Consider the following 26,570-nt stretch of genomic DNA (forward strand, 5'->3'; position numbering starts at 1 on the left):
TTGCCGCTTTTATCGCATTGTCGCCCTCACCTTGCCGGACCTGGCCGGTGCATGGGCGGTTAATCCACTCAATGCGAAGGACAAAGCAATTGTGATGCCAGCGCACACCTGCTTCACCTGACAAAGGGCCTGAATCGACCTGATTTACCCCACCATCAAGCCATCCAGGCCTGCGATTACCTGTTCGAATTCTTGGGCGATGTCATCCACTAATCCCGAGGCATCGTCCAGCCGGGACTCCTTTCCTGCGATTTCCGCCTTCAGGCAGAGTTCGCCAAGCCGCGGGGCGCCAATATTGATACAACTGCCCTTGAAGCTATGGGCCGTCTTGGCAAAGGCGTCACTATCGTCAGCCCTCAGGGCTTCTTGCAATCCCCGAATCCTGTCGCGGGAATCTGCAACATAGGTCTGTATCAGCACTTCGAATTCGTCCTCCATGACATCTCGAAGCTCAGCCAGTGCCTCCTCGTCCAGGTGTGGTTTATCAGTCATCTCGATTCTCCGCTGTACGGGCGAACTGCCAATCGTAGACAATTTCAACATGATTGCCCTGTTCATGAAACCTGATGGTCTCCGCCAGACGTTTCAACAGCAGCAGGCCCCGCCCTGCATAGCGCCCGCTCATGGTTGGGGAATTACCGGGGGCCACGCTGGGATGATTGTGAAAATCAAACCCCTGGCCGCTGTCCTCACAGATAACACGAAGCCGACCTCCATCCGGTTTCAGGGAATGGTGCAGTGTGAACCGGATGTAGTGACCCTCCACGTTGGCCAGGCGCCGATCGCGCTCCGCGTAGTAGCGGCCAAAGCCCTCCGGTGAGTGTTTCCATTCTGACGGGAGTTCCAGAACACCGTGCTCCAGCGCGTTGTTGTAGAGTTCCGCCAGCAGGGTATAGATTTCGCCGCTCTTCCGTCGAAGACCCGGCACCTCCATGCAGATATGAAGCAACAGAGGCAGAGGACTGAACTCGCCGAGAGTCCTTTCCCGGATTTCATAGCTGCAGCGCCATTCCGCCGGCCCGGCAAGAGCAGACGGTGCGGCACGATCTGGCAGGGTAGCCAGCCCAGCCTCGTCCATCATTTCCAGACAGCAGAGCGTCAGGTCATCGCCATCCTCAAAGTTTCCGGTGAACCGGTGAACCGCGGACATCATGGCATCAAACGGATGGTCGCCACCGTCCAGCCGGTCAAGCGTGCCGGTAACGCCCTGCTCACCGAATACGTTGCCGGCGCTGTCGGCAGATTCCAGAAAGCCATCGGTCATCATCAGCACCCTGTCACCAGGGGCGGCACCAACCCTATCGAAATCGGCATTGAACTGATCCGGCGCAAGGATACCCAGGGGAAGATGCCGCGATGGCAATGCCTGGAGTTCTCCGGAGGTCCGGATCAGCCAGCCATCGGGCTGACCGCCGTTCCAGACTTGCAGCTGATTAAGTTTGAAATCCGCCTCGATCATGGCGCCACAGCAGAACATGCCCGTGGGCAGAATCCGTTTGAGTTTCTGGTTGATCTCGCGCAATACGTCCTGGCCGTTAAAACCCTTATTGGCCATGCCGTAGAAGATCTCGGCTACAGGCATGGCGCCGATGGCAGCCGGCAGACCATGGCCGGTGAAATCCCCCATGAAGATCAGCATCCCGCCCGCCGGCCGCGGCGAGGCAAACAACACATCACCATTGAAAATGGACTGGGGCGAGGCGTGATAACGAATATTGGAGGCATCCAGGCAGCCGGAATGAGCCACGTTATCGAAGACCCGCTTGGCGATTTCCTGCTCTTCGGTAAGTTGTCGGTTGCGCTCACGAATGAGATCCCGCTGATCCGAGAGGGTCCGGTGCATCAATCGCATTCGGTTGAAGGCCTTGATCTTGGCTTCAATGATGATCCGGTTATAGGGCTTTCCCAGGAAGTCATCGCCACCGGCCTCCAGGCATCGGGCCAGGGCACCGGCTTCAGAGAGGGAGGTCAGGAAAATCAGGGGGACCAGCCGTTCACCTGCCAGGAGCTTGATCTGACGGGCCGCTTCCATGCCATCCATGACCGGCATCAGGGCATCCAGCAGCACCAGATCCGGCGCCTCCCGCTGGAAAACAGAGACCGCGTCCAGCCCGTTTGCCACATCAAGGACTTCGTGTCCCAGTCGCTTCAGCAGTGTTTTGAGGATCAGGCGATCGCTGTCCGAATCGTCAGCGATCAGTATTCTCAGGGGACGGCTATGTTCTGCAACGGAATCATCCATGAGTACTCCGGCAGTCCGCGAGCATCAGCGGATATTGAAAAGTTGCTCGAAATTGGAGATTGAAAGGATACGACGGACATCGTTATTGCAGTTTTCGATGACGATTCCTGCGCTGTCACCTCCGGCATAATCACGGAGTAACAACAGCATTCCCAGCGCCGAGCTATCCAGGTAGGTGGTGTCAGACAGATCCACAATGTAATTCCGGATGTTCGGATCACCGTGCTCGTAGGCATCACGGAACGCCTGATGGGTGCTGAAGTCGAAACGCCCCTCTATCCTGATAACAAGAGTCTGACCGTCATCATCGCGGCGCGTCTGGATCGGCATTCCAAAACCTCCCGGGCTATCAAGAGCAGCATTTGACCGGCGTGTTCTACCAGCCCTACATCCGGTAAGGATAGCTGAGTGGTCTGATTTTGCATCTGTATTTGCTTGATGCGGAGCAAGATTCAGCGTCGACGTTGGTTAAAAGCCCGCCCCGCGGCCTCATCCGAAAGCTTCTGTTCCCGGAGATCCTGCTCCCTCTGCTCCTGCTGGCGGCAGGTTTCTATGTATTTTTCCATGCCACGCCGGCGCTCCCAGGCGTGCTGCCATTCCTTTTTGCGCGCCTCGAAGACCTTTTCCGCCTGCTCCAGCTGCGTCTGTTGCTGCCGGATTACCTGATCCAGTTGCGCAATAAAGGCCTGCCACGCCTGGAGCCTGGACACCTGCACAACCCCCTGCTGGCTGTTGCGAATCTGATCCCGGTACTCCTGCTGGTAGCGATTCAGGTTCTGGACCTGTTCGCGCTGCTGCTCCGCTAGCTTCCTGGCCTCTCCCATTCGCTCCAGGGCTTCCTGCTCCTTGCGCTCCTCCAGGGAAAGAACCACTTCCAGACGCCGGGAACGCAGCATCAGGCATCACCTCCGCCGCCAGCTGCCGGATTCGGCACGGCCGACTTACGCCGATCGGGGGAACGACGCTCTGGCACCACCGCCAGCAACTGGTCAACACTTTCCTTCAGTGGTGCACTCTCATTCAGGCCCTGCTGCAGGAACTGGCGCATATTGCCGATGTGAGTGATGGCAAAATCGGTCTCGGGATCGGAACCCTTCACGTAAGCGCCGACAGAGATCAGATCCCGGGCCTGCTGGTACCGTGAGTACACCTGCTTGAATCGCTGGGCCCTGGAAAAATGTTCGGTCTCGGTTACCTGCGGCATCACCCGGCTGATCGACGCTTCCACATCAATGGCGGGATAGTGTCCCTCTTCGGCAAGCCGGCGGGAGAGTACGATGTGGCCATCCAGAATCGCCCGGGCAGCGTCTGCAATCGGATCCTGCTGGTCGTCGCCTTCGGTAAGTACGGTGTAGAACGCCGTGATAGAACCACCTCCGGGGCGACCATTGCCGGTTCGCTCCACCAACTGGGGCAGTTTGGCAAATACCGAGGGCGGGTAGCCTTTGGTCGCCGGCGGCTCACCCACGGCCAGCGCAATTTCCCGCTGGGCCTGGGCGTAACGGGTCAGGGAATCCATCAACAGGAGCACGCGTTTGCCCTGATCCCGGTAATACTCGGCAATCCGGGTGGTCAGCATGGCGGCGCGCAACCGCATCAGTGGCGAATCGTCCGCGGGCGCGGCCACCACCACCGAGCGGGAAAGGCCCTCTTCGCCCAGGATGTCTTCGATAAACTCCTTTACCTCGCGGCCCCGCTCACCAATCAGGCCCACCACGGTGATGTCGGCATCGGTAAAGCGGGTCATCATGCCCAGCAACATACTCTTGCCCACGCCGCTGCCGGCAAACAGACCCAAGCGCTGCCCCTGGCCGACGGTCATCAACGCATTGATCGCCCGTATACCCACATCCATCGACTGCCGCACCGGGGCGCGGTTCAGCGGGTTGATAATATCGCCGGTGAGCGCCACGCGGGCCTCTGCCTGCAAGGGGCCTTTTCCGTCCAGGGGCTCACCACTGCCATCGACCACCCGGCCAAGCAGCTGGGGGCCAACCGGCACCCGGCTTGCGGCAGACAGAGGCACAACCCTGGCACCGGGCTTGAGCCCCTCGATTGCTGTCAGGGGCATCAGATACACTCGGTCGTCCTCAAAGCCCACCACTTCCGCCTCAACATTACCGGTGTTCTGGCCAAAGATGACACAGCGGTCACCGACCACCATGGGGCAGCCGACACATTCGAGGGTAAGGCCCACCATGCGAGTCAGTCGGCCGGAAAGTTCAGGCTCGGGCTCGTTTCCCAGAAAACCCTGAAAGCGGTTGAGGCGATCAGCGAGGCTCGAGGTCATCACCGTCACCTGTATTTTGCGCCGGCTTCGGATCGTCTGAGGAATCCCCGGTCTCCGGGGAATCCAGCACGTCCCGATGGAAACCGGTCAAGTCTTCCATCATGGAGTCCAGTTCCTCGGTTTCCCCGCCCTCACTGTCGCTCATCTGCTGGTCCAGCATGCTCTGCACGGCCCGCTGGAAACGTTTCTCAACCGTGAAATCCACCAGGCTGTGACGGGTTTCCACCTTACAGCCACCGGGCAGGATACTGGCGTCTTCAATGACGGAAGCGGACGCTTCGAGGCGGGCGGTCACCTCGCGAACCATTTCACAGTCTTCCGGGTTTATATGGATGCGGATGTTTTCCGCGGTGGAGGGTAGCGCCTCCATGGCGCGGCGAACCACGTGACGGATCTGGGAGGAGTCGATGGTCAGTTCACGATAGACCACCGCCCGGGCCAGAACCGTGGTCAGGTTGACCAGAGAGGTTTCAAGTTCGTCCTCGTGGCGCTTGATCGGCAGCAGCAACTCACCGAGTAGATGTTCGAGACGGTCAAGCTTGGTGTCGATTTCCTTGCGGGTATCGTCGTAGCCCTGACTTTTGCCTTGCTCCCTGCCCTCTGCCAGGCCGGTTTCCAGCCCATCCTGGTGGCCTTCCTCTTTGCCGGCTTTCAGGCCATCCTGGTAACCCTGTTCCCGGCCCTCGTTATAGCCGTCTTCCCGCGCCGCCTCGCGAATCTCGTCAATGTCGGCGGCGGTGAGGGGTTTGACCTCGCGCTCCTCTTCTCGCGCTACTTCATTGCCACGGGCATCCAGCAGGGGCAGCTCCCACCGTTCATAGGCGGTCAGCTGTTCCTTGGGAATGCGATTGACGTCACGGGTGGAATCTTTCATCACATCATTTCTTCGCCGGCACCGCCGAGGGAGATTTCACCGGCCTCAGCCATACGGCGTGCGATGGTGATAATGTCTTTCTGGGCGGATTCAACTTCGCTGACCTTGACCGGCCCCTTGGCCTCAAGATCATCCTGCAGCAATTCCGCAGCGCGTTTGGACATGTTCTTGAAGATCTTGTTCTGAACCTCCTCGTCGGCGCCCTTGAGGGCCACCACCAGCACTTCCGAGGACACTTCCCGCAACAGCGCCTGGATTCCGCGGTCGTCCACTTCCTTGAGGTTATCGAACACGAACATCAGGTCTTCGATGGTGCTGGCAAGGTCCGGATCCATATCCTTTATGGAATCCATCAGATTGCCTTCGATGCTCCGATCCATGAAGTTCATGATGTCCGCTGCCCGCTTGACCCCGCCAATGCGGCTGGTCTGGGAGGCGGCGCCACCCGAGAACTGCTTCTCCAGGATATCGTTGAGTTCCTGCAAGGCCTGGGGCTGGATACTCTCCAGTGACGCAACACGCATCATCACATCAAGGCGGACCTTCTCATCCAGGGTGCCAAGAATTTCAGCGGCCTGATCCGGATCCAGGTAGGAAATAACAATGGCCTGGATTTGCGGGTGTTCATAGCGAATGATGTCGCCAACGGCCCGGGGCTCCATCCACTTGAGGGTATCGAGGCCGGTGGTATTGCCGCCAATCAGGATGCGATCGATCAGGCTGGATGCCTTGTCGTCGCCGAGCGCCTGGGTGAGCATCGTCCGGATGTACTCGTCATTGCCTACGCCAAGCCCGGTCTGCCCGCCGACGGCATCAACAAACTGGTTCATCACGTAGGTCACTTCGTCCTTGCTGACATCCTTCATCTGGGCCATGGCCACGCCCACACGCTGGACCTCTTTGGGGCCCATGTGCTTGAGGATTTCTGCGGCATCCGCTTCGCCCAGTGACATGAGCAGAATCGCAGCCTGTTCCACACGCGGAATTTTCCGCTGCGGCTTTGACGGCTCACCGCCACCCTGTTGATTGGCTTGCTCAGTCATCGACGTTCACCCACTGGCGCATTACCTGTGCGACCCGCGCCGGGTCTTCGGCAATCAGCCCTTTCAATGCGTTCAGCTGCCTATCATAACCGTCTGTGGCACCCGGCAAAAGCAGATCATCCTGGGCGGACATGGCCTTGCGGAGCTCATCTCCACCCTCGATGTCATCAAGGCCCCCGTAACCACCGCCACTGCCGGAGCCGGAATCCAGGCCGCGTTCCCGCTGGCCACCGCCGGACAGGCTTTTAAGCGTTGGGCGCAGCAGCCCCAGCACGAGCACCAGAATCACCAGGCCTGCGAGCACTTGCTTCATCAGATCCCAGAACCAGGGCTGTTCCCAGAAGGCCGGAGCCTCGAATTCAACGGATTCTTCCTGCGCAAATGCGGTATTCATCACCGTAACACTGTCACCCCGGGCAGCTGAATAGCCCACGGCGTCCCTAACCAGCATGCTGAGCCGCTGCAGCTCCTGCTCCGGCCAGGGCTCGTAGCTGACTTCGCCCGTTTGTGGATCCACTACTTTCATGTCGTCCACCGCCAGAGCCACGGTCACCCGCTTGACTCTGCCCAGCTCCTGACGTCGGTAGCTGACAGTACGATCCATTTCATAATTCCGCGTGGATTCACTTCGCACGTTGACCGGTGCTGGCGCCGCCTGCTCACCATCACCACCGGCAGCCTGCTCTGGCACCGTAGCATTAGCCGGCGGCTGGTTTGCCAGCGCACCGGGAATGCCGCCCTGTGCGCCGGCAGTGCGCCGTTCGGTCAGCTCACGCTCACTGCGCACCGCCTGCTGTTCGGGGTTGAACAATTCCTCTGCCTGCTCCACCGAGGAGAAATCGAGATCCGCCGACACTTCGGCACGATAGCGGCCATCACCCACGATGGGTCCGATGAGAGAGGCAACCCGACGTGTCAGACGCTCCTCGACTTTGGCGGTGTATTCGTATTGGTCCGCCATCTGATCCGCACCGCTCTGACTTTGCTTGCCCGTCAACAGATTGCCGTTTTGATCGACAACGGTTACGTGTTCCTTGCTCATCATGGGAACACTGCCGGCAACCAGATTCACAATAGCGTTGATCTGTTCCTGTTCCGGCCGGCGACCAGCGAAAACTTCAAGAAACACCGAGGCAGAGGGATCACGGGCATCGCGAACAAAGACAGAGCGCTCCGGGATAGCCAGGTGCACACGGGCATTCCGAACGCCACGCATGCTGGCAACGGTGCGGGCAAGCTCACCCTCAAGCCCGCGCCGGTATGAGATGGTTTCCATAAACTGCGACGTGCCGAGACCACGTTCCTGGTCCAGCAGTTCGTAGCCCATGGTTTGACGATCGGTGACACCTTCGGCCGCCAGCTTCAAGCGGGCGTTGTAGACCTGATCCGAGGGAACCAGCAATGCGCCGGTACGCGGATCCATCTTGTAGTCGATACCGTTGCTTTCGAGGATGGTGGTCACATCCTGAGGATTGTAGGATGAAAGATCACCCACCACCGGCTGATAGTTCGGCTCCTGAGCCCAGAGCACGACCGCCAGCCCCAGCGCCACGCTGGCGGCAAGCCCCACCATAAGCCCGATCTGGCGCAACAGGTTGAGCCGGTTGAACCCCATGAACAGGTCGCTACGGCTCTCTGGCGCGTCTCCCTCCCGGGCTGCGGGCATGTTGGAGGCATTGGTTTCTGCAGGTACGCTGGCCATGACTCTGCTCCGTTATCAGATCGGCATGTTCATAATGTCTTCGTAGGCCCGAACCACCCGGTTACGTACCTGGGTCAGCGCTTCGAAGGAGACAGAGGATTTCTGGGCGGCAATCATCACACGGGTGATGTCTACGTTCGGATCGCCCATGTCGTAGGCGGTTCGGAGATCCCCAGCCGTTTTCTGGAGGTCGTTGACGTTGTTCACCGCGTTGCTAAGCATGTCATTGAAGCTGGGCGTCTCCTGGGTTTCCTGAACCTGGCGAGGGCCGTCTATGCGACCACGAACCGATTGATCCTGCTCGACCCGCTGGTTCTGCATCATCTGTGAACGCAGGGACCTTATATCGGACAAAACACTGTTGATGTCGGCACGCTGAACCATAACTCTCTCCTGGCTCCGCCCTCCCAGGGACGGAATTGCTCTTGGGATAATCTCAGCTCCGGTGAAGCAATTGGCAGGCCAAGTAGTTTTTAGATATAAATATCAGAAGGTTACGAATACAAGGACGGAGTCGTGAAAGTTCCATGACGGACTTTTGACGACGGGCAGGGTGCCCCCACCGGCATGGGGAATCGAAGATAAAAAAACGGCACCCCGAGGGGTGCCAATGAAGGAGTTCGTCTTGCAGGGGGTCAGACCAAGGCCATTTCGGCGTCCAGATCGATTCCGGCGTCGCGCATCTGGGCCAGCTTGTACCTGAGCGTGCGGGGGCTGATCCCCAATTGCTCTGCGGCCCTGTTGCGACGCCCACGCTCTTTCCGGAGTGTCTGAATAATAATACGGAATTCCTGCTGCCTCAGATCATCTCCCAGCGAAACCGCGCCCTCCGGCTCGTCACTGCGCAAATGAGAAGGTTCGTCTAGGGGGGAAAAGCCAGAGTCTGAAATATCCGGCTCGCCCGCTGCTGTGTTGGCAACGGTTTCGGTCATCGAAACCGGCGCCGCGCTGCGAAGGTCCGGCCGGCCGGTGATGCCCAGCTCCAGACACAGATCGCCAGAGTGAATGACATTTCCCTGGTGCAGCACCAGCGCTCGCTGGATGGCATTGTCCAGCTCCCGCACATTCCCCGGCCATTGATGATTCATAAGCGCACTTTTTGCGTCCTGGGCAAAGGTAATCCCGGTCAGCTTCATTTTGCGGCAATGCTTTTTAAGCAGCGAAGTAGCCAGTGGCATGATATCCAGCGGCCGCTCCCGGAGCGGCTGCCAGTGCATCGGGAACACTGTCAGACGGTAATAAAGGTCTTCCCGGAACTTGCCTTCGCGAACGTAATCCGCCAGATCCCGGTTGGTGGTCGCTACAACACGGACATCCAGGCTGATGGTTTTGCGACCACCAACCCGCTCCACTTCCCGCTCCTGCAATACCCGCAAGAGCTTGGACTGAAGCCCCAGATCCATCTCCGAAATCTCGTCCAGCAGAATGGTGCCGCCGTTGGCCTGCTCGAATTTGCCGGGCGAGGAGGCGACGGCACCGGTAAAGGCACCTTTCTCGTGACCGAACAGGATAGCCTCCAGCATGTTTTCCGGTATTGCAGCACAGTTGATCGCTACGAACGGCTGCTCTGACCGTGGGGACTGCTGGTGAATGAACCGGGCAAGGACTTCCTTGCCAGTTCCGCTTTCCCCCGAGATCATGACGGTGGAATCGCTGCCGGCCACTTTGGTCGCCAGCTGGAACATCCGCTTGCTGATCGGGTCTTCTGCCACCGGTTCATCACTGGCTTTCTCACGCCCGCCGCCAACAACCTTGCTGACGGCATCCACCAGGAAACGCGGTTCGAATGGCTTTACCAGATAATCGATAGCACCGGCCTGCATGGCGGATACCGCATCGCTGATCTGGCCATAGGCCGTGATCAGCATCATCGGCAGGCCCGGGTACAACCGCTGCACCTCTGCCAGAAGCTGGTGCCCTGACAGACCCGGCATGTTGACATCACTGACCACCATATCCACCGGAGCCTCGGCCAGTCGCTCAAGGGCTTCGCTGGCATTGCATGCTTCCCGAACCCGGAATTTTGCCAGTTCGAGGGTGGTTACCAGCGCTTCACGCAGGTCATGGTCGTCCTCAACAATCAGAATCTGGGCCTTGGCCATGGTTGCCTCCGATCAGTGTCTGTTACGTAATTGCGGCAAACGCAGGGTGGCTACAGCACCGCCCTGCTCCGGCGATTCAATGGAAAACCGTCCCTGATGCGCCTTGATAACGGCCTGCACCACTGCAAGGCCGAGACCCGTGCCATGGGACTTGGTTGTATAAAAAGCTTCGGTCAGCCGGGCAGCGTCCGAGGGCTCAAAACCTGGGCCGTTGTCCACAACCCGGATGACCAGTTCCCCGGTTTCCTCGGTTACCCGAACCGCCACATGGCGAGCGCCGGCCTCCAGGCTGTTATTCACCAGATTGGTACAGGCGCCAACTAGGGCATCCCGATTACACATCAGCCGGCAGTCGCTGGAGATTTTGTTCTCGAGATTCACTGTCGCGCCCGGAGCCGGCTTCAGCCCCTCGACTGCCGATGCCAGTGCAGAGACCAGTTTGTCGGCAGATAACTCCTCGGCCAGCCGGGTTTCGCCCCGGGCGAAAATGAGCATATCCCGCACCTGCTGTTCCAGGTGGGTCAGGCGCGACATCAGGCGAGAAGCACAGCGCTGACGCATTTCTTCGTCCAGATCCTCCTGGCTCAGATGGCCACCGTAAAGAATGGCCGCGGACAGCGGGGTACGGATCTGGTGAGCGAGAGACGCAACCATCTTGCCCATGGCAGACAGACGCTGGGCGTGAGCCAGCTGCGCCTGAAGGTGCCGGGTTTCGGTTAGGTCTGTCAGCAGGATTAACTGGCCGGGCTGGTTTTCCATGGTCCGGATCTCGATGCTGACCCTGCGACCATCCTTCAGAGATACTTCGTGGCCATCGTCCCGCCGGGGCGCAAAGCAGCGATGGATGACATCAACCCAGCGGGCACCGTCGAGGGGCTCCCCCAGAAGCGCAATAGCTGCCGGGTTGGTCTGCGTTACCACGCCCTGGCTATCCAGAACGACAACGCCGGCAGGCAGTGCGTTCAGCAAGGTGGACAGACGATCTGCCAGCTGCTCTTTTTCTTCAAGCTCCTGCTGACGCTGGAGCGATTCCTGGTTCAGCTCGCCGGAAAGCTGGTTGACCCGGGATTCGAGGGTCCGGTAGGAGTCAGTGATCTGCCGCGACATCCGGTTGAACAATTCCAGGGCGGTATCCACCGCCTCATCGTCCTGTTCCGGAAACAGGGCGGTAACCTTGTCATTGACGTCCGCCGCAGCGTTGGTCTTTGTGCCGCCCGCGCCGGACTGAAGAACAAATTGTGCCTGACTCATAACCTGACTCCCCGATCGGCCCGTCGGTTCGGACCTCATAGTTCGGATACTTCGTTTGCAGGTTTGTAAGCCAGCAACGTGCCAACTTGATTTTTTCTATATATTTCAAAGGCAAGGAGATTCTTGAAAGAGTAGAATGACAATTTTACGTCGGTCAGAAACGGAAACGGCGCCTCAGGTTACGAACCTTTGACGCCGTTCAGGGAGCTCTAAATTCCGGGCGATCCTGCTCAGGACTCCTCAGATTCCTCTTCCCGCAGCCCGTACTTTCGAACCTTCTCTACCAGAGTAGTGCGTCGGATCCGCAGCTTCTCGGCAGCCCTGGCCACAACGCCGCCGGCCTCGTCGAGCGCCTGCTGGATCAGCTGTTTCTCGAGGTTGGAGAGGTAATCCTTCAGGTCGATACCGTTCACCGGCAGCAATGCCGGGGCATCCAGGCCCACCAGGCCAGGAATACCGGAAGGCATACCCGTGTCCTCCACCGGGCGATTCTCATCATAGTCGTCAACGTAGCGGAACTTCTTGGGCAGCTCCTGCACGCCGATTACGCCGTAGGGATGCATGATCGACAGGCGTTCGACAAGATTCGCCAGTTCACGCACATTGCCGGGCCAGTCGTGCCGGCAAAGGCTCATGATGGCCGCTGAATTCATCCGCAGCGATCCACGCTTCTCTTTTTCCATCCGGGAAATGAGTTCGTTAATCAGGAGGGGAATGTCTTCCACCCGGTCACGCAGGGCCGGCATCTCGATGGGGAACACATTCAGGCGATAATAGAGGTCTTCCCTGAAATCCCCGGATTCAATCATATCTTCCAGGTGCTTATGGGTGGCGGCGATTACCCGCACATCTGCAGACTGGGTGCGATTGCTTCCCACCCGCTCGAAAGTGCGCTCCTGCAGAACCCGGAGAATCTTGACCTGCATGTTGAGCGGCATGTCCCCGATCTCATCGAGAAACAGAGTGCCCCCCTCGGCCATCTCGAAGCGCCCTACCCGGGCCGTGATGGCTCCGGTAAAGGCCCCTTTTTCATGGCCGAACAGCTCGCTTTCCAGCAGCTCCGCCGGAATGGCACCACAGTTCACCGGAACAAATGGTTTATCACGACGGGAAGAATGGTAATGCAGGTTGCGGGCGACCACCTCCTTGCCGGTACCGGACTCACCGGTAATGAGAACGCTGACGTCCTTATCCGCCACCTGCTCCATCAGCTGGCGTACCTGCTGGACTTTTCGGCTGGTTCCCACAAGGCTCCGGAAGAGCTGCAAACCGCGCTGCTGGCCACGCTCCCGGGAGCGGGTGAACTGATCCCGATAGATCTGGGCTCGGTAGAGCGAATCCACGAACTTGGTGTAATTGAGCGGCCATTCCATGCGAGCAATGATGCGACCGCTGATCTCATCGGACAGTCCCTTGAGTTCAGGGTGACCAACAACCAGAAACGGTACGCCCTGAACGGCATCACACACAGCGGTGATCGCCTCGGTGGCTCCTGCATCCTCGCCATTCACCACCGCGACTGCGATATCTGAAAGGCTTTCCTCATCACCACTGCTCAAAAGTGCCCTGGCTTCATCGCCGGCAAGGACCTGCTCCTCGCCAATGAACTCAAGAATGGTGACTATGTCCCGCAATCTTGAATCATCCTCGCTCAGCACCAGCACTTTGTTATTTTTAGACATTCAACCGAATCTCTTGGGGGGATTTGTGCGGTATTTAAGACTGTAAGAACCCCAGAGTCAATTTTATGACGCTATTTTGGTCGGTTCGAAGAAACGTTCTGGTAGGCCTTCGCCGCACTCCGGTTCCTGTTTACACCCTTCAGGCCATCCTCCGCCTCCTTGCGGGCCATTCGGGCCGATTCATCGGCGGCGTCAATAAACTGCTGTAGTTCCTGCAAGCGGAGCCTCACCGGCTCCGAATCAACCTCTCCCGCTTCCAGGGCAGCCATCAGCGGCTCGACTGCCGGCTTCACCTGCTCGTTCAGCCCCGCCATCGCGTCCCAGTCCTTTTCGGCCAGGGCGCGACCGAGATCTGCCATCAGTCGATCCAGGTGGTCCAGGTGGGCTTGCGGGTCTGCCATGTCAGTCTCCTTGGAAATCAGCGGCGAGCGGCACGACGGGCGGCGGAGGCAGTAAATTCGTTGCCACGGAACCCCGGGGCGAAATCGTACGCCGGGAATCCATTATCCAGCCCATCAACGTAATAACGCTCCGCCTTCAGGTCGTAAGTCATTTCCATGGTAGTCCAGAATACCGGCTCACTGTAATAGCTGATGTTGTGAGCTTCCGACACACGCCACAGATTCCCCTCTGCATCGTATTCCTCGGACGCGAGGATCTGCCAGCTGTCTTCATCCACGTAAAACACGCGGCGATCATAAATGTGGCTGATACCGGTACGGCGTTTCGCTTCGACTACCCAAACCCGATGAAGTTCGTAGCGGGTAAGCTGCTGATTGATATGGCCCGGACGAATCACGTCGTCGGCTTCGATTTCTGGCCCGTGAAGCTTGTAGGCATTGTAGGGCACGAACAACTCGCGCTTGCCTTTCAGCTCCCAGTCGTATTGGTTAGGCGCACCGTTGTACATGTCTTTCTGGTCGACGGACCGCAGCGAGGATGAATTCGGCAGGTCGGTTTCGTAGGCCAGGTTGGGCGACCGGCGAAGACGACGGGAACCGGAATCGTACCGCCACGCAAGACGCGGCGACCGCACCTGGTCAAGCGTTTCATGCACCAGCGTGATGGTGCCGGCCAGTGACGACGGTGAGACGGTGTCCGTCTTCAGGTAAAAAATCTTGTTATCGATTTCCGCCAGCTCCGCGCCCCTCTGGCTGTATGCGAAGAAGTAGTCGTAATCATTGACCACCGGGTTGTAGGAGCCATCCCTCTGGGGCGTTGCAGAGGCACTACGCAGGGAAATTTCTTCGCCCCGATAGCGAAGGATATGGTTCCAGATAACCTCCAGACCATTTTTTGGAATCGGGAAGGAACTGGTCATGATGGTGTCGCGAACGCCGTTACCGTTGTCCAGCAACTGCGCTGTCAGCGCGTTCTCACGAAATTTGTCGTAGACGTGCTCGGGAAACGCAGCAGTCCGTCGGGTCTGGTAAACCGGCATGAAGAAGTCGGGCCCATACTTCTCCAGCATGGCAATGTGGCCGTCTGAAAGCTTGTCCCTGTATAGCTCCAGATTGTTGGAGGTAATAACGAAAAGAGCGTCATCTTCGGGAAACGGGTTAATTTCCACCTGCCCCTCACGCCAGCCGTCCGGCGGCGTGGCCAAACCTCCGGTCCATTCGGGTATGCTGCCTGAGCGGTTGCCCGCCTTTTCGGCTCCGACCGGGGTCAGTTCACCACCCAGCCGCTCGGCCTCGGCGGCCGTGACCTTGGACAGGGCCTGTCCGGAAAACCCGAGAAAAACCAGTGCGACACCTGCAACGAGTTGGCTTCGCATCCCTTACACCTCCAGAAATTCATGCTGTTGGGTAGCCGCCACGAGCAGAACTCGCACAGCCGGGCGCCTTTTTGCCAAATTCAAACGGTCGTTTCAAGTGAATGTTTGTGTTTTATTGTGAAACCTCACCGCACAGAGAATGGAAGAAATTTGATAGCGAAAATGATATAGTGACGAATTAATTTTTCGGGGTTACACCCGCGTTGGGGGATTGAAGGTATTCCATGGCCTCGCAATGGCACTCACTGGTTTCTCAAAAGCTCTTTCTCGCCCGCACGCTGCTTCAGCCACTCGACCGGCCCACAGACGAGGCTCAGGAACAACGTCCCAACGAGGCGGAACAGGCGCTGCGCCGGGAAGCCGCTATTCAGGGGGCGATCGAGCTGCTTCTGCGGTCTCGAAAACTGTTGCTGGTCTTGGTTGCGAGGCTATACCAGAGAAAGTCAGAGGAACCTTCAACCCTTGATGAGCTGGTCGATCTTATCGGGCCAGAACCGAGTGAAGTTGGCCGCCTGAAGGAGCTGGAACAGCGATCCGGGAGTTGGTGGAACCATATGGAGCAACTCGAACGCGCCCAAAGCAGACCCCCGGCGACCAAAAAAACCGTGAGCGAGGAAAACATTATTGCGGTATCGGCCGATTCCGGCCCGGATCGATCGTCGGCTGCTTTGATGAAAACGCTGACCGCCGTCAAACATTTTGCCGACGATCTGGAAGAGCAGCACAGCGAGTGGTAAGCCACTCCCAGCTCCGGTTATTCAAATCGTATTAACTTGAAGGTTTATTGAATGTCACCATCGTTTTTTGAAATCGTGCAATTGACCAATGGCGATTACGCCCTGCGCCGCATTGATGATGACAGTGCGCCACTGGTAAAAATCTCTTTTTCGGAAGAAGCCCGGGAAATGATGGAAGATCGGGATATGTCGGTTGCCAAAGCAATGATTGCAGCTGGCATTGAGGCTGTAGGCAATGTTGCCCACGATATCGACTGGGAAGATGACGAACTGGACGCCTCAGACGCCCAGCCCTCCTACACCCTGCATTGATCGGTTAACGCTGCCTGAGAACGACGCCGTGGCTATTGCCCTCGGCCGAGGCTCTTTGCAGGGATTCGAAGGCAGTTCGCCCCAGTTTACGGGTCCACATGACCACCGCGTGACAGGTGCCGGCACTGAGGGCTCGCTCTGCCAGGTCCTGGGCAGGATAGTCCGGTGTTGAACGCAGCACCAGCAATTCGCCGGCGACGATCCCGTGCATTTTTTGCCACTTGCTAACAAGCGCCTGGGGCGGGTCGATCCAGGCCAGCCAGCGCTTCTCCTGATTCAGCTGGGTCAGCATTGGCAACAGCAGCTGGAAATTTTCTACCTGGCCTTCCGGCAGAATGATCTCCGTCACATTGCCACAGACTTTGGGTTCGGTGGTTTCCGGAGCGCGTCGGGCGCGAATGACGGAACGTCGCTCGCGGGCGGCGGTTGCCGACACTGAACAGGACAGAGCATTGGGGTTGTAGGCCAGATTCTGATTAAAGCTCATTTGTTCCATAATTCACCCGTTATTCAAACTATCTGAGGCTATCCGAACCGCTCAGTGCAGGTCAGAGCGGCGGATAACACCAACACCCAGACCCTCGATGAACAGCTCCTGTTCGGTCAGGTCCACTTCGATCGGTGCGAATTCTTCGTTTTCGGCAATCAGGTAGACTTTCGAGCCTTCCTTGCGGAAACGCTTTACCGTGACCTCATCGCCAACCCGGGCAACAACCACCTGGCCGTTGTGAACATCCTGGGTACTGTGAACTGCCAGCAGGTCGCCATCGAGAATACCGATGTCTTTCATGCTCATGCCCCGGACCCGCAGAAGATAATCTGCAGACGGCGAAAAGAATTCTGGCTGCAGTGTGCAGTGATCCTCGATGTGCTCCTGAGCAAGGATCGGACTACCGGCAGCGACCTGACCAATGACCGGGAGGCCCAGGTCTTCTTCCGCCTCAGGCAGACGGATGCCGCGGCTCGCTCCCGGCACCATCTCGATGGCACCTTTCCTTGCCAATGCCCGGAGATGTTCTTCCGCGGCGTTGGCCGAACGGAAGCCCAGTTCTGCCGCGATTTCAGCACGAGTTGGCGGATAGCCGGTCTCGTCGACGTATCGGCGAATAATATCCAGTACCTGGGACTGCCTTGCTGTCAGCTTCATCAAGCTACTCCGCTATATCGGGATCGGGCCGCTGCAAACATCAGCCTCTCGTAAGAGTGGCTCCGGTGGCCCTGTTTTTTTATACAGTAAACTGACTATATACAGTGTTTTATCCAGTGTAAAGTCGGCTCCCTGATTTTCTTGCATCCGCTTAATAATGAGGATCAACAGCGGTGTGATATGGTTAGGGCACTATTCCTCACGAACCAGGGAGCACCATGACCCAAGTCAGTGCCTGCAGGATGCCTGACATCCTAGAGACGAACGAAGGGAAGGAACGCCGGGTTGGCGTCGAGATCGAACTGTCTGGTCTGGGCTACGATGAGCTGGTTACATTGGCGGCGAAGATGCTGGAGGGCACACCTGAGCTCAAGTCACGCTATGTGACAACCTTGCAGACAGCTCTTGGCGACTTCACGGTTGAGCTTGATTCCGATCCGATCAAGGATCTTGATCTGGCGGATGAGCGCCTCCCCGAGTCCATTCGTGAACTCGGTGGACAGGCGATGGATGTGATCGACGCCGCGGCCGAACGCGTGGTACCCCTCGAGATCATAAGCCCACCCCTGAAGTTTTCCAGCGTCGAGGTGATTGAAACGCTCGTCGACAAACTCAGGAACGCCGGGGCACTGGGTAGCCGGGACGCCATCTATTTTGCGTTTGGCCTGCAGCTTAATCCTGAGTTGCCCGACCTCAGCCCCGAGACCCTGGTTCGTTACTTCCAGGCGTTCGCGGCCCTGTATGAATGGCTCAAGCACCGGCATCAACTGGACGTCAGCCGCAAATTCACTACGTACATCGAACCCTGGCACGGCCGCTACACCGAGCTCCTGATGGAGGATAACTATCAACCAAACCTCGGGGAGCTCATGGAGGATTACCTGGAGTTCAATCCTACCCGCAATCGCGCGCTTGACCTGCTTCCACTGTTTGCCCACCTGGACAAGGAACGGCTGGAACGCCATGTTCAGGATCCCAGGATAAAAAGCAGGCCAACCCTGCATTACCGGTTGCCGGATTGCGACATCGACAATCCCGGCTGGCATTTCTCAACCGTTTGGAACGACTGGGTCGTTCTGGAGCAACTGGCCAACAATCCCGACGACCTTGCCGACATGCGGCAACTGTTCCGGGAGCGGCGCAAACTGAATCTTCACAACCTGACCCACAGCTGGCGGGAAACCACTGACGACTGGCTGGCCAAAAACGGGTATGTCTGAAGAGTCCAAAGAACAGGAACTTGAGGTTCCGGGCCTGACGATCGGCATCAGCGGTCCCGCTCGAAAAAGCCTTGCCCATCGCCTGATCAGCCTGGGTCTGCGCCTCCACGGTGCCCGGACCCACTATATTCGCCCCGGTTCACGGGTTGCCGTACCGATGCTTGATGGCCTGGTGCTGTCAGGCGGCACCCACGTCCATCCTGAACGTTATGGGCAGGAGCCACAGGTTACCGCCAACTATGACCGCAAGCGGGATAAAACCGATCAGTCACTGCTTGAGCAGGCTGAAGCCATTGGCATTCCCGTGCTCGGGATTTGCCGCGGCGCCCAGTTCATCAACGTTTTCCACGGCGGGTCCCTGTGCCAGAACGTGACACCGCTGAGGGTCAATACCCGGCATCGCCCACTGCTCTTGCCCCTGCAAACCGTGCGACTGGTAACGCACAGCCGGCTTGAGCAAGCCATGCGCTCCCCGGTGATCGGCGCCAACCGGATTCACAGCCAGGCCATCAAGCGCCTGGGCCGCAACCTGCGCGTGACCGCCGTGGACAATGATCTGTTTGTACAGGCTATTGAAAGCACCGGACGCCAATGGCTAACCGGCATCCAATGGCACCCGGAATACCTGCTCTACCATGGCGGACACCGACGCATCTTTGGCCAGTTCGTGGATGCTGCCCGCCGATACAAACTGGCGCGCCTGGAACCGGATTCCGACGACGCCTGATCCATCAACGGTTTTCAAAGGAGGCACTACCATGAACGGACGGAACCGAAAGCTCCGTTTAAACCTGAAGTCCGGTTTTATTCTCCCTCTCGCGCTCACAGTACCTGCACTGACAATGGCAGGTGAGGTTACGCTCACTGGCGAGGGCAGTGTCCGATACGAGCCCGACAGCGCCAGACTCCAGTTCACAGCCAGTGCCGAGCACGAGCTTCCCCAGAAGGCCACCGAACGGGTAGCGGCCCTGATGGCGCAGTGGCGCGAGGGTATTACCGAGTATCAGGATCAGCTCAATGATTACTCAGACGCGTCGGTAAACCTTTACACCCGAACTCTGCCCGCATCTGAAAGGGAGGAGCAGCCCCGCAAGCAGGCCGTCGCCTCACAGACCGTCAGCTTCAGCATCAGTGATCTTACTCTGCTCAACCCCCTGCTCCAGCAGGCCCAGGCTGTGGGCCTGGATTACCACCTGGGCCCTCACCAGTTCTTCCACTCGGATGAGACCGGTATGGAACAGGAAGCACTGGCCAGAGCCATCGCAGACGCCCAGGCCCGCTGCCGATTCGTGGCCAGTCAGCTCGACCAGAGCTGTGGTGATGTGGTCACCATCAACATCAATGGCGGGCACCGCCCGGTACCAATGATGATGGCGGAGGCAAAATCCATGTCGGATACGGTCTCGAGCGTGGGTGAGCGGGAAATCCGAGCCTCAGTGAGCGCCACCTTCGAGCTGGACTGAACTCAGAAATCCCGGGTGTAGAAGATATCCAGGGAGGCCGCCAGCCCGCTGGCAGCCTCCAGATAGAAGTAGCGGCCCAGATCGTAGCGCAGAGCGACCGTCGTGATCGGCTCGAAGATGCCGACACCGTAGCGGACACTCAGCTCATCCGTCAGATACCCACTCGCCACCACCGAGGTCTGATCGCCGGAACCCTCCGCTTCCAGGGTGAGCTGGCGAATACCGAACTCTTCGCCAATTTGCCCCGTCACCTTGTTGGCCTGGGTCAGTCCCAGGGACAGCGCCGCCCGGCTCATCTGGCCCTCATCACCCCGGCTCTGGGGCGCCCGGCCAAGGATGACATAGGAAAGCGCCTCCGTCTGAGGCATGTCGGGGTTGGAGAATACTTCCGTCTGGGGCGACTGCACAGGGCCGGTCAGACGAATACCGGCCACGACGGTATCCACGGTGCGGACGGCCTCGATGTCCAGATAGGGTTGGGTAAGGTTGCCCACGAACAACAGTCTTGCCCGCCTGAGCTTGAGCTCCTGACCATAGGCTTCATACTGGCCATTGACCAGTTGGAGCGTGCCACGGGTATCCATGTCATTGCCAATGCGAAGAGATCCCTCCAGATCACCGGTCACGCCGAAGGCGGCAAAAGTCACCTGATCTTCTCCAACAACCACGGTCACATCCATATTCAGCGATCGGACAACGGGCTCTTCCCGTTCCACGCCGACAATGACCTCATCCTCCGAGACCGACACGGCCTGGTCCGGCAAACCCTGTATCTCGATGTCGCCTCTTGGCACTCCGACCTGTCCGGATACCTCCAGGGCCCCCTCACTGAAAACGATGGTCAGATCCGGCTCCACCTCAAGCTGAGCATAAGGCTCCAGGTTGAATGGCACACGGCTGCCGGAAATCGTGATTTCCCCCCGGGGAGACTGTTGCCAGTCGATTTCCCCATCCACAATGGTCTGGCTTCGCGCATTGCTCCGGATCCTGCCACTGATCTCGGCCGAGTAACCGCCAAACTGAACGCTGGCGATCACCTCCTCGATCGGTACCGGCAAGCGGGGATCGGAAACCCGTCCATTCACCAGGTGCAGTTCGCCGGTCACCGCCGGCTTCATCAGCGGGCCGGAGAGCTGGCCCTGGCCGTTCACCCGACCGGCAACTTCGTCCAGCCCGGAAAGCAGTCCTGCAAGGGCAATATCCAGACCCTCAAGACTGAAGGAACCCTCAACGTTGCGGTCGTCCGAGTTCGGATCCAGGTTCATATCCAGCGTGAAATCGCCAAGCTCCGGTCCGGAGAGACGGACCGCAAGGTCGGCTTGTTTGGGCTTCAGGGCGACCTCGGTTGTCAGGGTATTGTAGGCGAGCGACTCCCACTCGCCGTCCACCAGCAACTGGAATTGACCTTCACCGGCGTCCAGGAAAAGGCGTCCGTCCGGACCGTCGCCGGTGGTGGTGAAATCAACCTCGCCGTTGATCCAACCGTCCCAACGTAACGTCTCTGGCAGCAAGGGAGCGAAGGCCACGGTTGCGAAGCGGTCGATACGATAGGCAATGCGGGGAACCGGAAGCAGTGTCTGGTCCTCGGCACAAACCGTACTCTCCTCCCAGCGCCAGCAATGATTGCCAAATGTGAGTTCACCATCGGCTTTGTATGCCAGGGTCGCCGGGGCCTGCAGCCGCCATTGTTGGGACTGTTCCGGAAGGTCAATCACGCCCCGGGACAGCTCTCCCTGCCAGGTTCTCCAGTCAGCGCCGGCCCCTCCTGCGAAACCCAGCTCAAGGTCAGCCTCGGCATGACGAGCTCCGATGCTCACGGTGTGCTTTCCCTGGGTGCCATTGGCTTCCAGAGTTAGCGTTTCAAGCTCTTGGCCGAACCCGTTGAGGTTTTCCGCCTGCAAACGGCTGACAAGGCGCATGCCGTCCTGCAGATCGGCCTCAAGACTGAGGGTTTCAATGGCGAGCTCATCCTGCCAGCCCAGGTTTTTGCCACTTGCACTCAGCTCGCCCTTCGGGCGCTCTGGTGTTCCCTCCGCCGTCAGAGTCGCTTGCAGATTCCCCGTCAGGCCAGGCAGGACAATTTCCGGCGCGGGCAGGTTCAGAGCCAGATCACCACGCAGAACGTCGCCCCAGGTACCGCTACCCTCAATACGGTTGTCACCCACCAACAACTGAAGGTCGGATAGTTCCCAACTGCCTGATGAGGTATCTAGCCGTCCCTGCAGAGACGCGGGATTGGAACGCCAGTCGCCCTTGAGATCCCATCCGGCATTCATGGCAGGCACCGGTCCATCCCCGAGTTGTCCCTCGGTCGTCACATCACCGCTGAGACTGGCTTCCAGTACAGGTACCCAATAACCGGGATTGAAGTCTTTCAGGCGCAAGGCCGCCTGCCAGGAAAGCGGCCCGGAAAAGTTCACGGAGCCGTTGCCGGTAAGAGACCCGGCGCCTGTGCTGACGGTCAGGTTGGTCAGTGTGGTCTGCTCGGCATCGCCATCCACCGTGGTGGTCAGTTCCGCGTTGCCCTGAGGACCCTCGACACCGGCTTGAAGCTCTGCATGGTAGTTCCCCTCACGCCAGGACACGGTGCCATCCAGGGAACGAAGGGTTACCACTGGCGGCTCAAAGCCCGGGATCAGCGTATACCAGGGAAATCCGCGCAAACGGATGTCGGCACTGGCTTCGAGGCCCTCGCTCCAGGAGACATTGCCATTGGCCACCACAGTGTCTTGCCCTGCGCCATTCTCCCGGTCCGCGGCCAACTCGATCCGGATGCTCTCGGCCGCGCGAATCGTCGCCAGGCCCTCCAGCGTCAGCCGCACCGGGCCTGTCGTGCCCGGAAGCGTAGCCTGCCCCCGGGTGCGAAAACCCTGCTGAAGGCTACCCCTGGCGTCCACAGACCAATCATTGAGCACAAGGGTCTCCGGCAGCGCCTGCGCTGCGCGGAACTGATCCGAGGTTAGCCTCAACTGTGCCGGCAGGGCCGGATCGAGCGGCTCGACTTCCCCCGAGAGTTCAGCATCCAGGTAGCCACGGCTGGATGCAGCGACCATCAGGTCCCGAACGCTGCCGGAGAGCCGGGCGTCGAGAAGCCACTCGTCTCCATAAGGCGGCGGGATGTCCGCTTTGACTTCCAGATTGACAGGCCAGTCCCGGCGGGTTTCTATCCGGCCAGCGGCGGACACCGTGTACTCACCCAGCTGATACCAGGCGCGCTTTATGTTCCAGGCGGCGCCCGACCCTCCGGCGTCCAGCTCAAACCGGTCCCAGACTTTGTTGCCGTTGAAGGTAAAAGGCCCGAGCCGGACGCCACTGATATTCAGCGCCAGCGGCAGGTCCACGCCCGGCAGTGTAATGGGGCTCCCGCCTTCGGCTTTGTCCGCCGGGGGCAACTGCGAGACTTCGAGCGTCTCTGCTTCCAGATTCTCAATACAGAGCTGTTTTCGGAACAGACAGGAAGGGGACCAGTCCACGAGTGGCGACTCAACGACCACTTCGACCCCGTAACCACGCCACTGCAGGTGGTCGGCCTGCCACCGACCAAACAGAGATCCCCGGTCATTTTCCACCTGAAGCCCTGGCACCTGTTCTATAACCCAGGCGGTTCCCGTCTCAGAGCGCAGGGCCAGCAAAACAGCGGCCACCACAAGGACAGGCACAAGAATCAATACCGCCAGCCCTACCAACAGCCAAAACCGGAGGCTGCGCGAGCGTGCCGATGGCTTGTGCGGCCTGTCGTCTGATGTTTCCGGCGTCCTCGTCACAGCTCAGGCCCCATGGAAAAGTGAATGCGCCAATCCCCGCCAAATTCACGATCCAACCCTTTGGCGATGTCCAGCCTCAACGGCCCGACCGGGCTGATCCAGCGTATGCCGACACCAGCGCCGGTCGCCAGCGGGTCGCTCGGATTGTTGATCGCATTGCCGTGGTCGACGAACATGGCGGCACGCCATTTGTCCGCAAACTGATACTGGTACTCGGCACTGCCAACCATCAGGAAGCGTCCGCCCACCGGCACGCCGTTATCATTCTCTGGCGACAGGGTTTCATAGCCATACCCTCGCACACTCTGGTCACCGCCAGCGAAGAAACGCAGGGATGGAGGCACATCTTCAAACCGGTTGGTTGCCACAGCCCCCGCCTGCAGACGACCCAGAAACCGGTGCTTGTCCGCCAGCGTAAACAGCCCCTTGACCAGTGCGTTTACATGAAGGATATCCACATCGGACAGCGCCGCCCGATGCGAACCGGTGACATCGAACTGCAGGCGATAGCCCCGGGATGGGTCCAGTGGCGAGTCCGTGTGTATTTTCGAGTATCCCGCACCGGGCAGCAGGAGTGTGCTTGTGCCTTTCTCGTCATTGCCGATGTTAAAACGCTCACCTTCCCAACGCAGCGACAATATCTGCAGCCAGCCGTTATCCAGCTGATGCTGCCACTGCTGCCCCAGGCTCAGAAGTTCCGATTCCACATTCTCGATGTCCTCTCGCTGGTAACCGGCGCTCAGGCGGATCAGGTCGGTCATGGGCGGATCCAGGGGCAGCTCGTACCAGGTACTCAGGTTCTGCCTGGGTACCGAGAGTTCTGTCTCGGCGCCCCGCTTGTGCCCCATGGGATTGATCCAGTGTTCCCGCCAGTTTCCACGAAACCTGGGTCCGACATCGGTCGAAAATCCCACGCCCGCCGCCACGGAGCGGGCGTCGCGCCGGGTGAGATCAACGCGGACCGGAATCACGCCGTCCTCGGCACTACCCGGTGAGGCATCGATATCAACACTGCTGAAATAGCCGCTGTTCTGGAGATCCCGGTTAAGCCTTGCTACTTCATCAGCATGGAAGGGTATACCCGGCTCGAAAGAAACGAACTGTTCCAGTAGACCGATCTCGAACCAGTGCCCCTCTTCAAAGGTTACCTCTCCGAGCCGGTACCTCTCGCCGCTATCATAGATAAGCGTAACCGCAGCGCTTCGGGTTGCCGGATCCACTTCCAGGGTACGGGTAACAAATGTGCCGTCGAAATAGCCACGCCGCCGGGCACGGGTCTGGATGGTGTCTCGCAGGCTGGCATATTGCCCGTGGTTGAGAATGTCGCCTTCCGCCGGGTGCTCTGGCAGATCGGCGGTAAACCGTTCATCAGACGCAGCTGCGCCCCTGATCTCCACGGTCCGGGACGTAACTCGCACCGGCTCCCCCGGCGTAATGGACAGAACAAGCGTTGCCGTTGTGTCGGAATCACCCTCTTCAATCCGCCACTCAATCAGCGGGCTGTAATACCCGAGCGCCCGCAATGCCTCCTCGGCCTGACCAACGGCCGTGGGGGCATAACGCCTGAGATTACTGGCACTACGGCCTTCAACCTCCCCGATAAACGCCTGGGCATTTGATTTCAGATCCGGGTAGTCTCCCTCCATGTTCACGACGACCTGTTGCGCGCAAACCCACGACGGCAGCCAGCAGAGCAACAAGATCAAAAGCCGGACCCGGCCCGAATTCACGACTTGGTAGATTGATAGCATCCGGCTATTTCAGTGTTGGTGGTAACAAGAAGGATTTCCGTTCAAGCGTGGGAGTTTAATGGCAGACGGTCAAGTTAATCCATGGTTGGCCTTTCGGACTGCCTTGAGCGGCTCAAGGGCGAGTCGTTTGTGGCGTTGAAATAAGCTAACCTGTCAGATACTTAGCAACAGACCGGACCCTGGCGAATGCTGAAGATAAATCGAGAAAACCTGAAATCCAGCCACCAGCTTGTCTGGTTCATCATTGATTTCCTGATGCTGGGCCTGCTGATCATCAACCTGGCGTTCATCATCTGGGACTCGATCTATAACTTTGTAGCCGTTCAGAATCTGCTGAAAGAGCATGCTCCGGCCATACAGTCGGCCTACCACCCCATCCATGAACGCTTCATCTTTTACGATCTGATCTTCGTCAGCATCTTCCTGACCGAGTTCTTCGTCCGCTGGGGTTACGCCATCAAGGCGAAAGTCTACGACCGCTGGTATTTCTACCCGTTTATCCACTGGTACGACCTGGTGGGCTGTATCCCGGTGGGAAGCCTGCGTTTCCTTCGTATCCTGCGGGTGATTTCCATCATCTATCGCCTGCATCAGTACAAAATCATTGATATCACGAATACCAGGATTTACCGCTTCGTGAACTTCTACTACGAAGCCTTTATGGAGGAGCTTTCAGACCGCATTGTGCTGAAAGTACTCAGCGGCGTGCAGCAGGAGGTCAAACGGGGCTCTCCGCTGTTCGACAAGATCCAGGAGGACATCCTCTACCCCCGCAGGGACATGCTCTCCGACTGGATCTCCAAGCGGGTCGCAGAGGCAGCCCAGGAAGGCTACGTGCCCAATCGCGGAGCCCTCAGAAGCTATCTGGAAGACAGGGTGGACAATGCCCTGAAACAGAATCTGGAACTGTCACGGCTGAAGTACCTTCCTGTGGTGGGTCCAACGATCCAGGAAACCCTGGAAGAAGCCGTCGGCGACATCGTTGCCCACGTTATTCACCAGATTCTCGAAGACCTGGCATCTGCCTCCAACCACGCCTTCATCGAAGACATCGTGAACGTGTTCCTGCCGACGCCCGGTGAAGTAAGGGCCGATGAAGCGCAGAACGAAGCGCTCATTAACCTGATCATTGAGATCATTGACGCCATCAAGGGACAAGTGAGGGTAAAACACTGGCGAGCGGAACTTCCGTGACCGACTGACGAGCCCTCTA

General features: G+C 58.6%; 24 protein-coding genes. 6 read left to right on the plus strand and 18 right to left on the minus strand.

The annotated features are described in order from the left end of the window. Nucleotides 1-144: 144 nt before the first annotated feature. From HP15_RS11545 to HP15_RS11610, 14 genes are all read right to left on the minus strand, one after another. Nucleotides 145-492, minus strand: coding sequence for an Hpt domain-containing protein (locus HP15_RS11545; protein ID WP_014577630.1), 348 nt, complete (start codon nt 490-492; stop codon nt 145-147). Then, complete coding sequence (locus HP15_RS11550; RefSeq protein ID WP_014577631.1) at nt 485-2,242, minus strand: PP2C family protein-serine/threonine phosphatase; 1,758 nt, start codon at nt 2,240-2,242, stop codon at nt 485-487. The genes HP15_RS11545 and HP15_RS11550 overlap by 8 nt, the downstream gene beginning before the upstream one ends. Nucleotides 2,243-2,266: 24 nt before the next feature. Further along, nucleotides 2,267-2,572, minus strand: coding sequence for an STAS domain-containing protein (locus HP15_RS11555; RefSeq protein WP_014577632.1), 306 nt, complete (start codon nt 2,570-2,572; stop codon nt 2,267-2,269). Nucleotides 2,573-2,694: 122 nt separating this feature from the next. Continuing rightward, nucleotides 2,695-3,138 (minus strand): flagellar export protein FliJ, encoded by a 444-nt coding sequence (fliJ, locus tag HP15_RS11560; RefSeq protein ID WP_014577633.1) that lies wholly within the window; start codon nt 3,136-3,138, stop codon nt 2,695-2,697. Continuing rightward, nucleotides 3,138-4,532 carry a flagellar protein export ATPase FliI gene (gene fliI / locus HP15_RS11565; RefSeq protein WP_014577634.1) on the minus strand — a complete coding sequence of 465 codons (1,395 nt, stop codon included), beginning with the start codon at nt 4,530-4,532 and terminating at the stop codon, nt 3,138-3,140. The genes fliJ and fliI overlap by 1 nt, the downstream gene beginning before the upstream one ends. Then, complete coding sequence (locus HP15_RS11570; RefSeq protein WP_041645327.1) at nt 4,513-5,406, minus strand: flagellar assembly protein FliH; 894 nt, start codon at nt 5,404-5,406, stop codon at nt 4,513-4,515. Before HP15_RS11570 ends, fliI begins: the two co-directional genes overlap by 20 nt. Beyond that, a complete protein-coding gene (gene fliG / locus HP15_RS11575) occupies nt 5,406-6,449 on the minus strand; it encodes a flagellar motor switch protein FliG (RefSeq protein ID WP_008173060.1) in 1,044 nt (347 codons plus the stop codon). The genes HP15_RS11570 and fliG overlap by 1 nt, the downstream gene beginning before the upstream one ends. Then, nucleotides 6,442-8,151 (minus strand): flagellar basal-body MS-ring/collar protein FliF, encoded by a 1,710-nt coding sequence (gene fliF / locus HP15_RS11580; RefSeq protein WP_014577636.1) that lies wholly within the window; start codon nt 8,149-8,151, stop codon nt 6,442-6,444. Before fliF ends, fliG begins: the two co-directional genes overlap by 8 nt. A 15-nt stretch (nt 8,152-8,166) precedes the next feature. Continuing rightward, complete coding sequence (gene fliE, locus HP15_RS11585; protein WP_008173058.1) at nt 8,167-8,535, minus strand: flagellar hook-basal body complex protein FliE; 369 nt, start codon at nt 8,533-8,535, stop codon at nt 8,167-8,169. A gap of 251 nt (nt 8,536-8,786) precedes the next feature. Next, nucleotides 8,787-10,253, minus strand: a complete 1,467-nt coding sequence (locus HP15_RS11590; protein ID WP_014577637.1) for a sigma-54-dependent transcriptional regulator — start codon at nt 10,251-10,253, stop codon at nt 8,787-8,789. Nucleotides 10,254-10,265: 12 nt separating this feature from the next. Further along, complete coding sequence (locus HP15_RS11595; RefSeq protein ID WP_014577638.1) at nt 10,266-11,504, minus strand: sensor histidine kinase; 1,239 nt, start codon at nt 11,502-11,504, stop codon at nt 10,266-10,268. 230 nt (nt 11,505-11,734) lie between these two features. Continuing rightward, nucleotides 11,735-13,186 carry a sigma-54 dependent transcriptional regulator gene (locus HP15_RS11600; RefSeq protein ID WP_041645329.1) on the minus strand — a complete coding sequence of 484 codons (1,452 nt, stop codon included), beginning with the start codon at nt 13,184-13,186 and terminating at the stop codon, nt 11,735-11,737. A 71-nt stretch (nt 13,187-13,257) separates the two neighbouring features. Beyond that, nucleotides 13,258-13,587, minus strand: coding sequence for a hypothetical protein (locus tag HP15_RS11605; RefSeq protein ID WP_014577640.1), 330 nt, complete (start codon nt 13,585-13,587; stop codon nt 13,258-13,260). A 17-nt stretch (nt 13,588-13,604) separates the two neighbouring features. Then, nucleotides 13,605-14,963, minus strand: a complete 1,359-nt coding sequence (locus tag HP15_RS11610; RefSeq protein ID WP_014577641.1) for a DUF1329 domain-containing protein — start codon at nt 14,961-14,963, stop codon at nt 13,605-13,607. A gap of 224 nt (nt 14,964-15,187) precedes the next feature. Between HP15_RS11610 and HP15_RS11615 the strand changes: the two genes are divergently transcribed. Both HP15_RS11615 and HP15_RS11620 read left to right on the plus strand, forming a co-directional pair. After that, nucleotides 15,188-15,700: a DUF6586 family protein gene (locus tag HP15_RS11615; protein ID WP_014577642.1), complete on the plus strand. Its 513-nt coding sequence runs from the start codon at nt 15,188-15,190 to the stop codon at nt 15,698-15,700. Nucleotides 15,701-15,751: 51 nt separating this feature from the next. Next, nucleotides 15,752-16,012 (plus strand): hypothetical protein, encoded by a 261-nt coding sequence (locus tag HP15_RS11620; protein WP_008177453.1) that lies wholly within the window; start codon nt 15,752-15,754, stop codon nt 16,010-16,012. A gap of 4 nt (nt 16,013-16,016) precedes the next feature. Here the strand turns inward: HP15_RS11620 and HP15_RS11625 are convergent, their stop codons facing one another. Beyond that, complete coding sequence (locus tag HP15_RS11625) at nt 16,017-16,508, minus strand: cell division inhibitor SulA (protein ID WP_008177450.1); 492 nt, start codon at nt 16,506-16,508, stop codon at nt 16,017-16,019. 42 nt (nt 16,509-16,550) lie between these two features. After that, nucleotides 16,551-17,162 carry a transcriptional repressor LexA gene (gene lexA / locus HP15_RS11630; protein ID WP_008177448.1) on the minus strand — a complete coding sequence of 204 codons (612 nt, stop codon included), beginning with the start codon at nt 17,160-17,162 and terminating at the stop codon, nt 16,551-16,553. A gap of 215 nt (nt 17,163-17,377) precedes the next feature. On the opposite strand from lexA, the gene HP15_RS11635 reads away from it, so the two are divergent. Genes HP15_RS11635 through HP15_RS11645 form a run of 3 tightly spaced genes read left to right on the plus strand, consistent with a single transcriptional unit; the run spans nt 17,378 to nt 19,842 of the window. After that, the gene (locus HP15_RS11635) at nt 17,378-18,379 is read left to right on the plus strand and encodes an amidoligase family protein (protein ID WP_041645333.1); all 1,002 of its coding nucleotides are present in this window, start codon (nt 17,378-17,380) and stop codon (nt 18,377-18,379) included. Beyond that, on the plus strand, nt 18,372-19,106 hold the full coding sequence (locus HP15_RS11640; RefSeq protein WP_008177443.1) for a gamma-glutamyl-gamma-aminobutyrate hydrolase family protein: 735 nt from the start codon (nt 18,372-18,374) through the stop codon (nt 19,104-19,106). The genes HP15_RS11635 and HP15_RS11640 overlap by 8 nt, the downstream gene beginning before the upstream one ends. A gap of 31 nt (nt 19,107-19,137) precedes the next feature. Next, nucleotides 19,138-19,842 (plus strand): SIMPL domain-containing protein, encoded by a 705-nt coding sequence (locus HP15_RS11645; RefSeq protein ID WP_014577645.1) that lies wholly within the window; start codon nt 19,138-19,140, stop codon nt 19,840-19,842. Between the two features lie 2 nt (nt 19,843-19,844). On the opposite strand, the gene HP15_RS11650 is transcribed toward HP15_RS11645, so the two are convergent. Next, on the minus strand, nt 19,845-23,606 hold the full coding sequence (locus HP15_RS11650) for a translocation/assembly module TamB domain-containing protein (RefSeq protein WP_227499624.1): 3,762 nt from the start codon (nt 23,604-23,606) through the stop codon (nt 19,845-19,847). Then, nucleotides 23,603-25,252, minus strand: coding sequence for an autotransporter assembly complex protein TamA (locus HP15_RS11655; RefSeq protein WP_014577647.1), 1,650 nt, complete (start codon nt 25,250-25,252; stop codon nt 23,603-23,605). The genes HP15_RS11650 and HP15_RS11655 overlap by 4 nt, the downstream gene beginning before the upstream one ends. Nucleotides 25,253-25,543: 291 nt before the next feature. On the opposite strand from HP15_RS11655, the gene HP15_RS11660 reads away from it, so the two are divergent. Then, nucleotides 25,544-26,551, plus strand: a complete 1,008-nt coding sequence (locus HP15_RS11660) for a hypothetical protein (RefSeq protein ID WP_014577648.1) — start codon at nt 25,544-25,546, stop codon at nt 26,549-26,551. The last annotated feature ends 19 nt before the right edge of the window (nt 26,552-26,570 follow it).

The sequence above is a fragment of the Marinobacter adhaerens HP15 genome, assembly GCF_000166295.1.
In the GTDB taxonomy this organism is placed as follows: domain Bacteria; phylum Pseudomonadota; class Gammaproteobacteria; order Pseudomonadales; family Oleiphilaceae; genus Marinobacter; species Marinobacter adhaerens.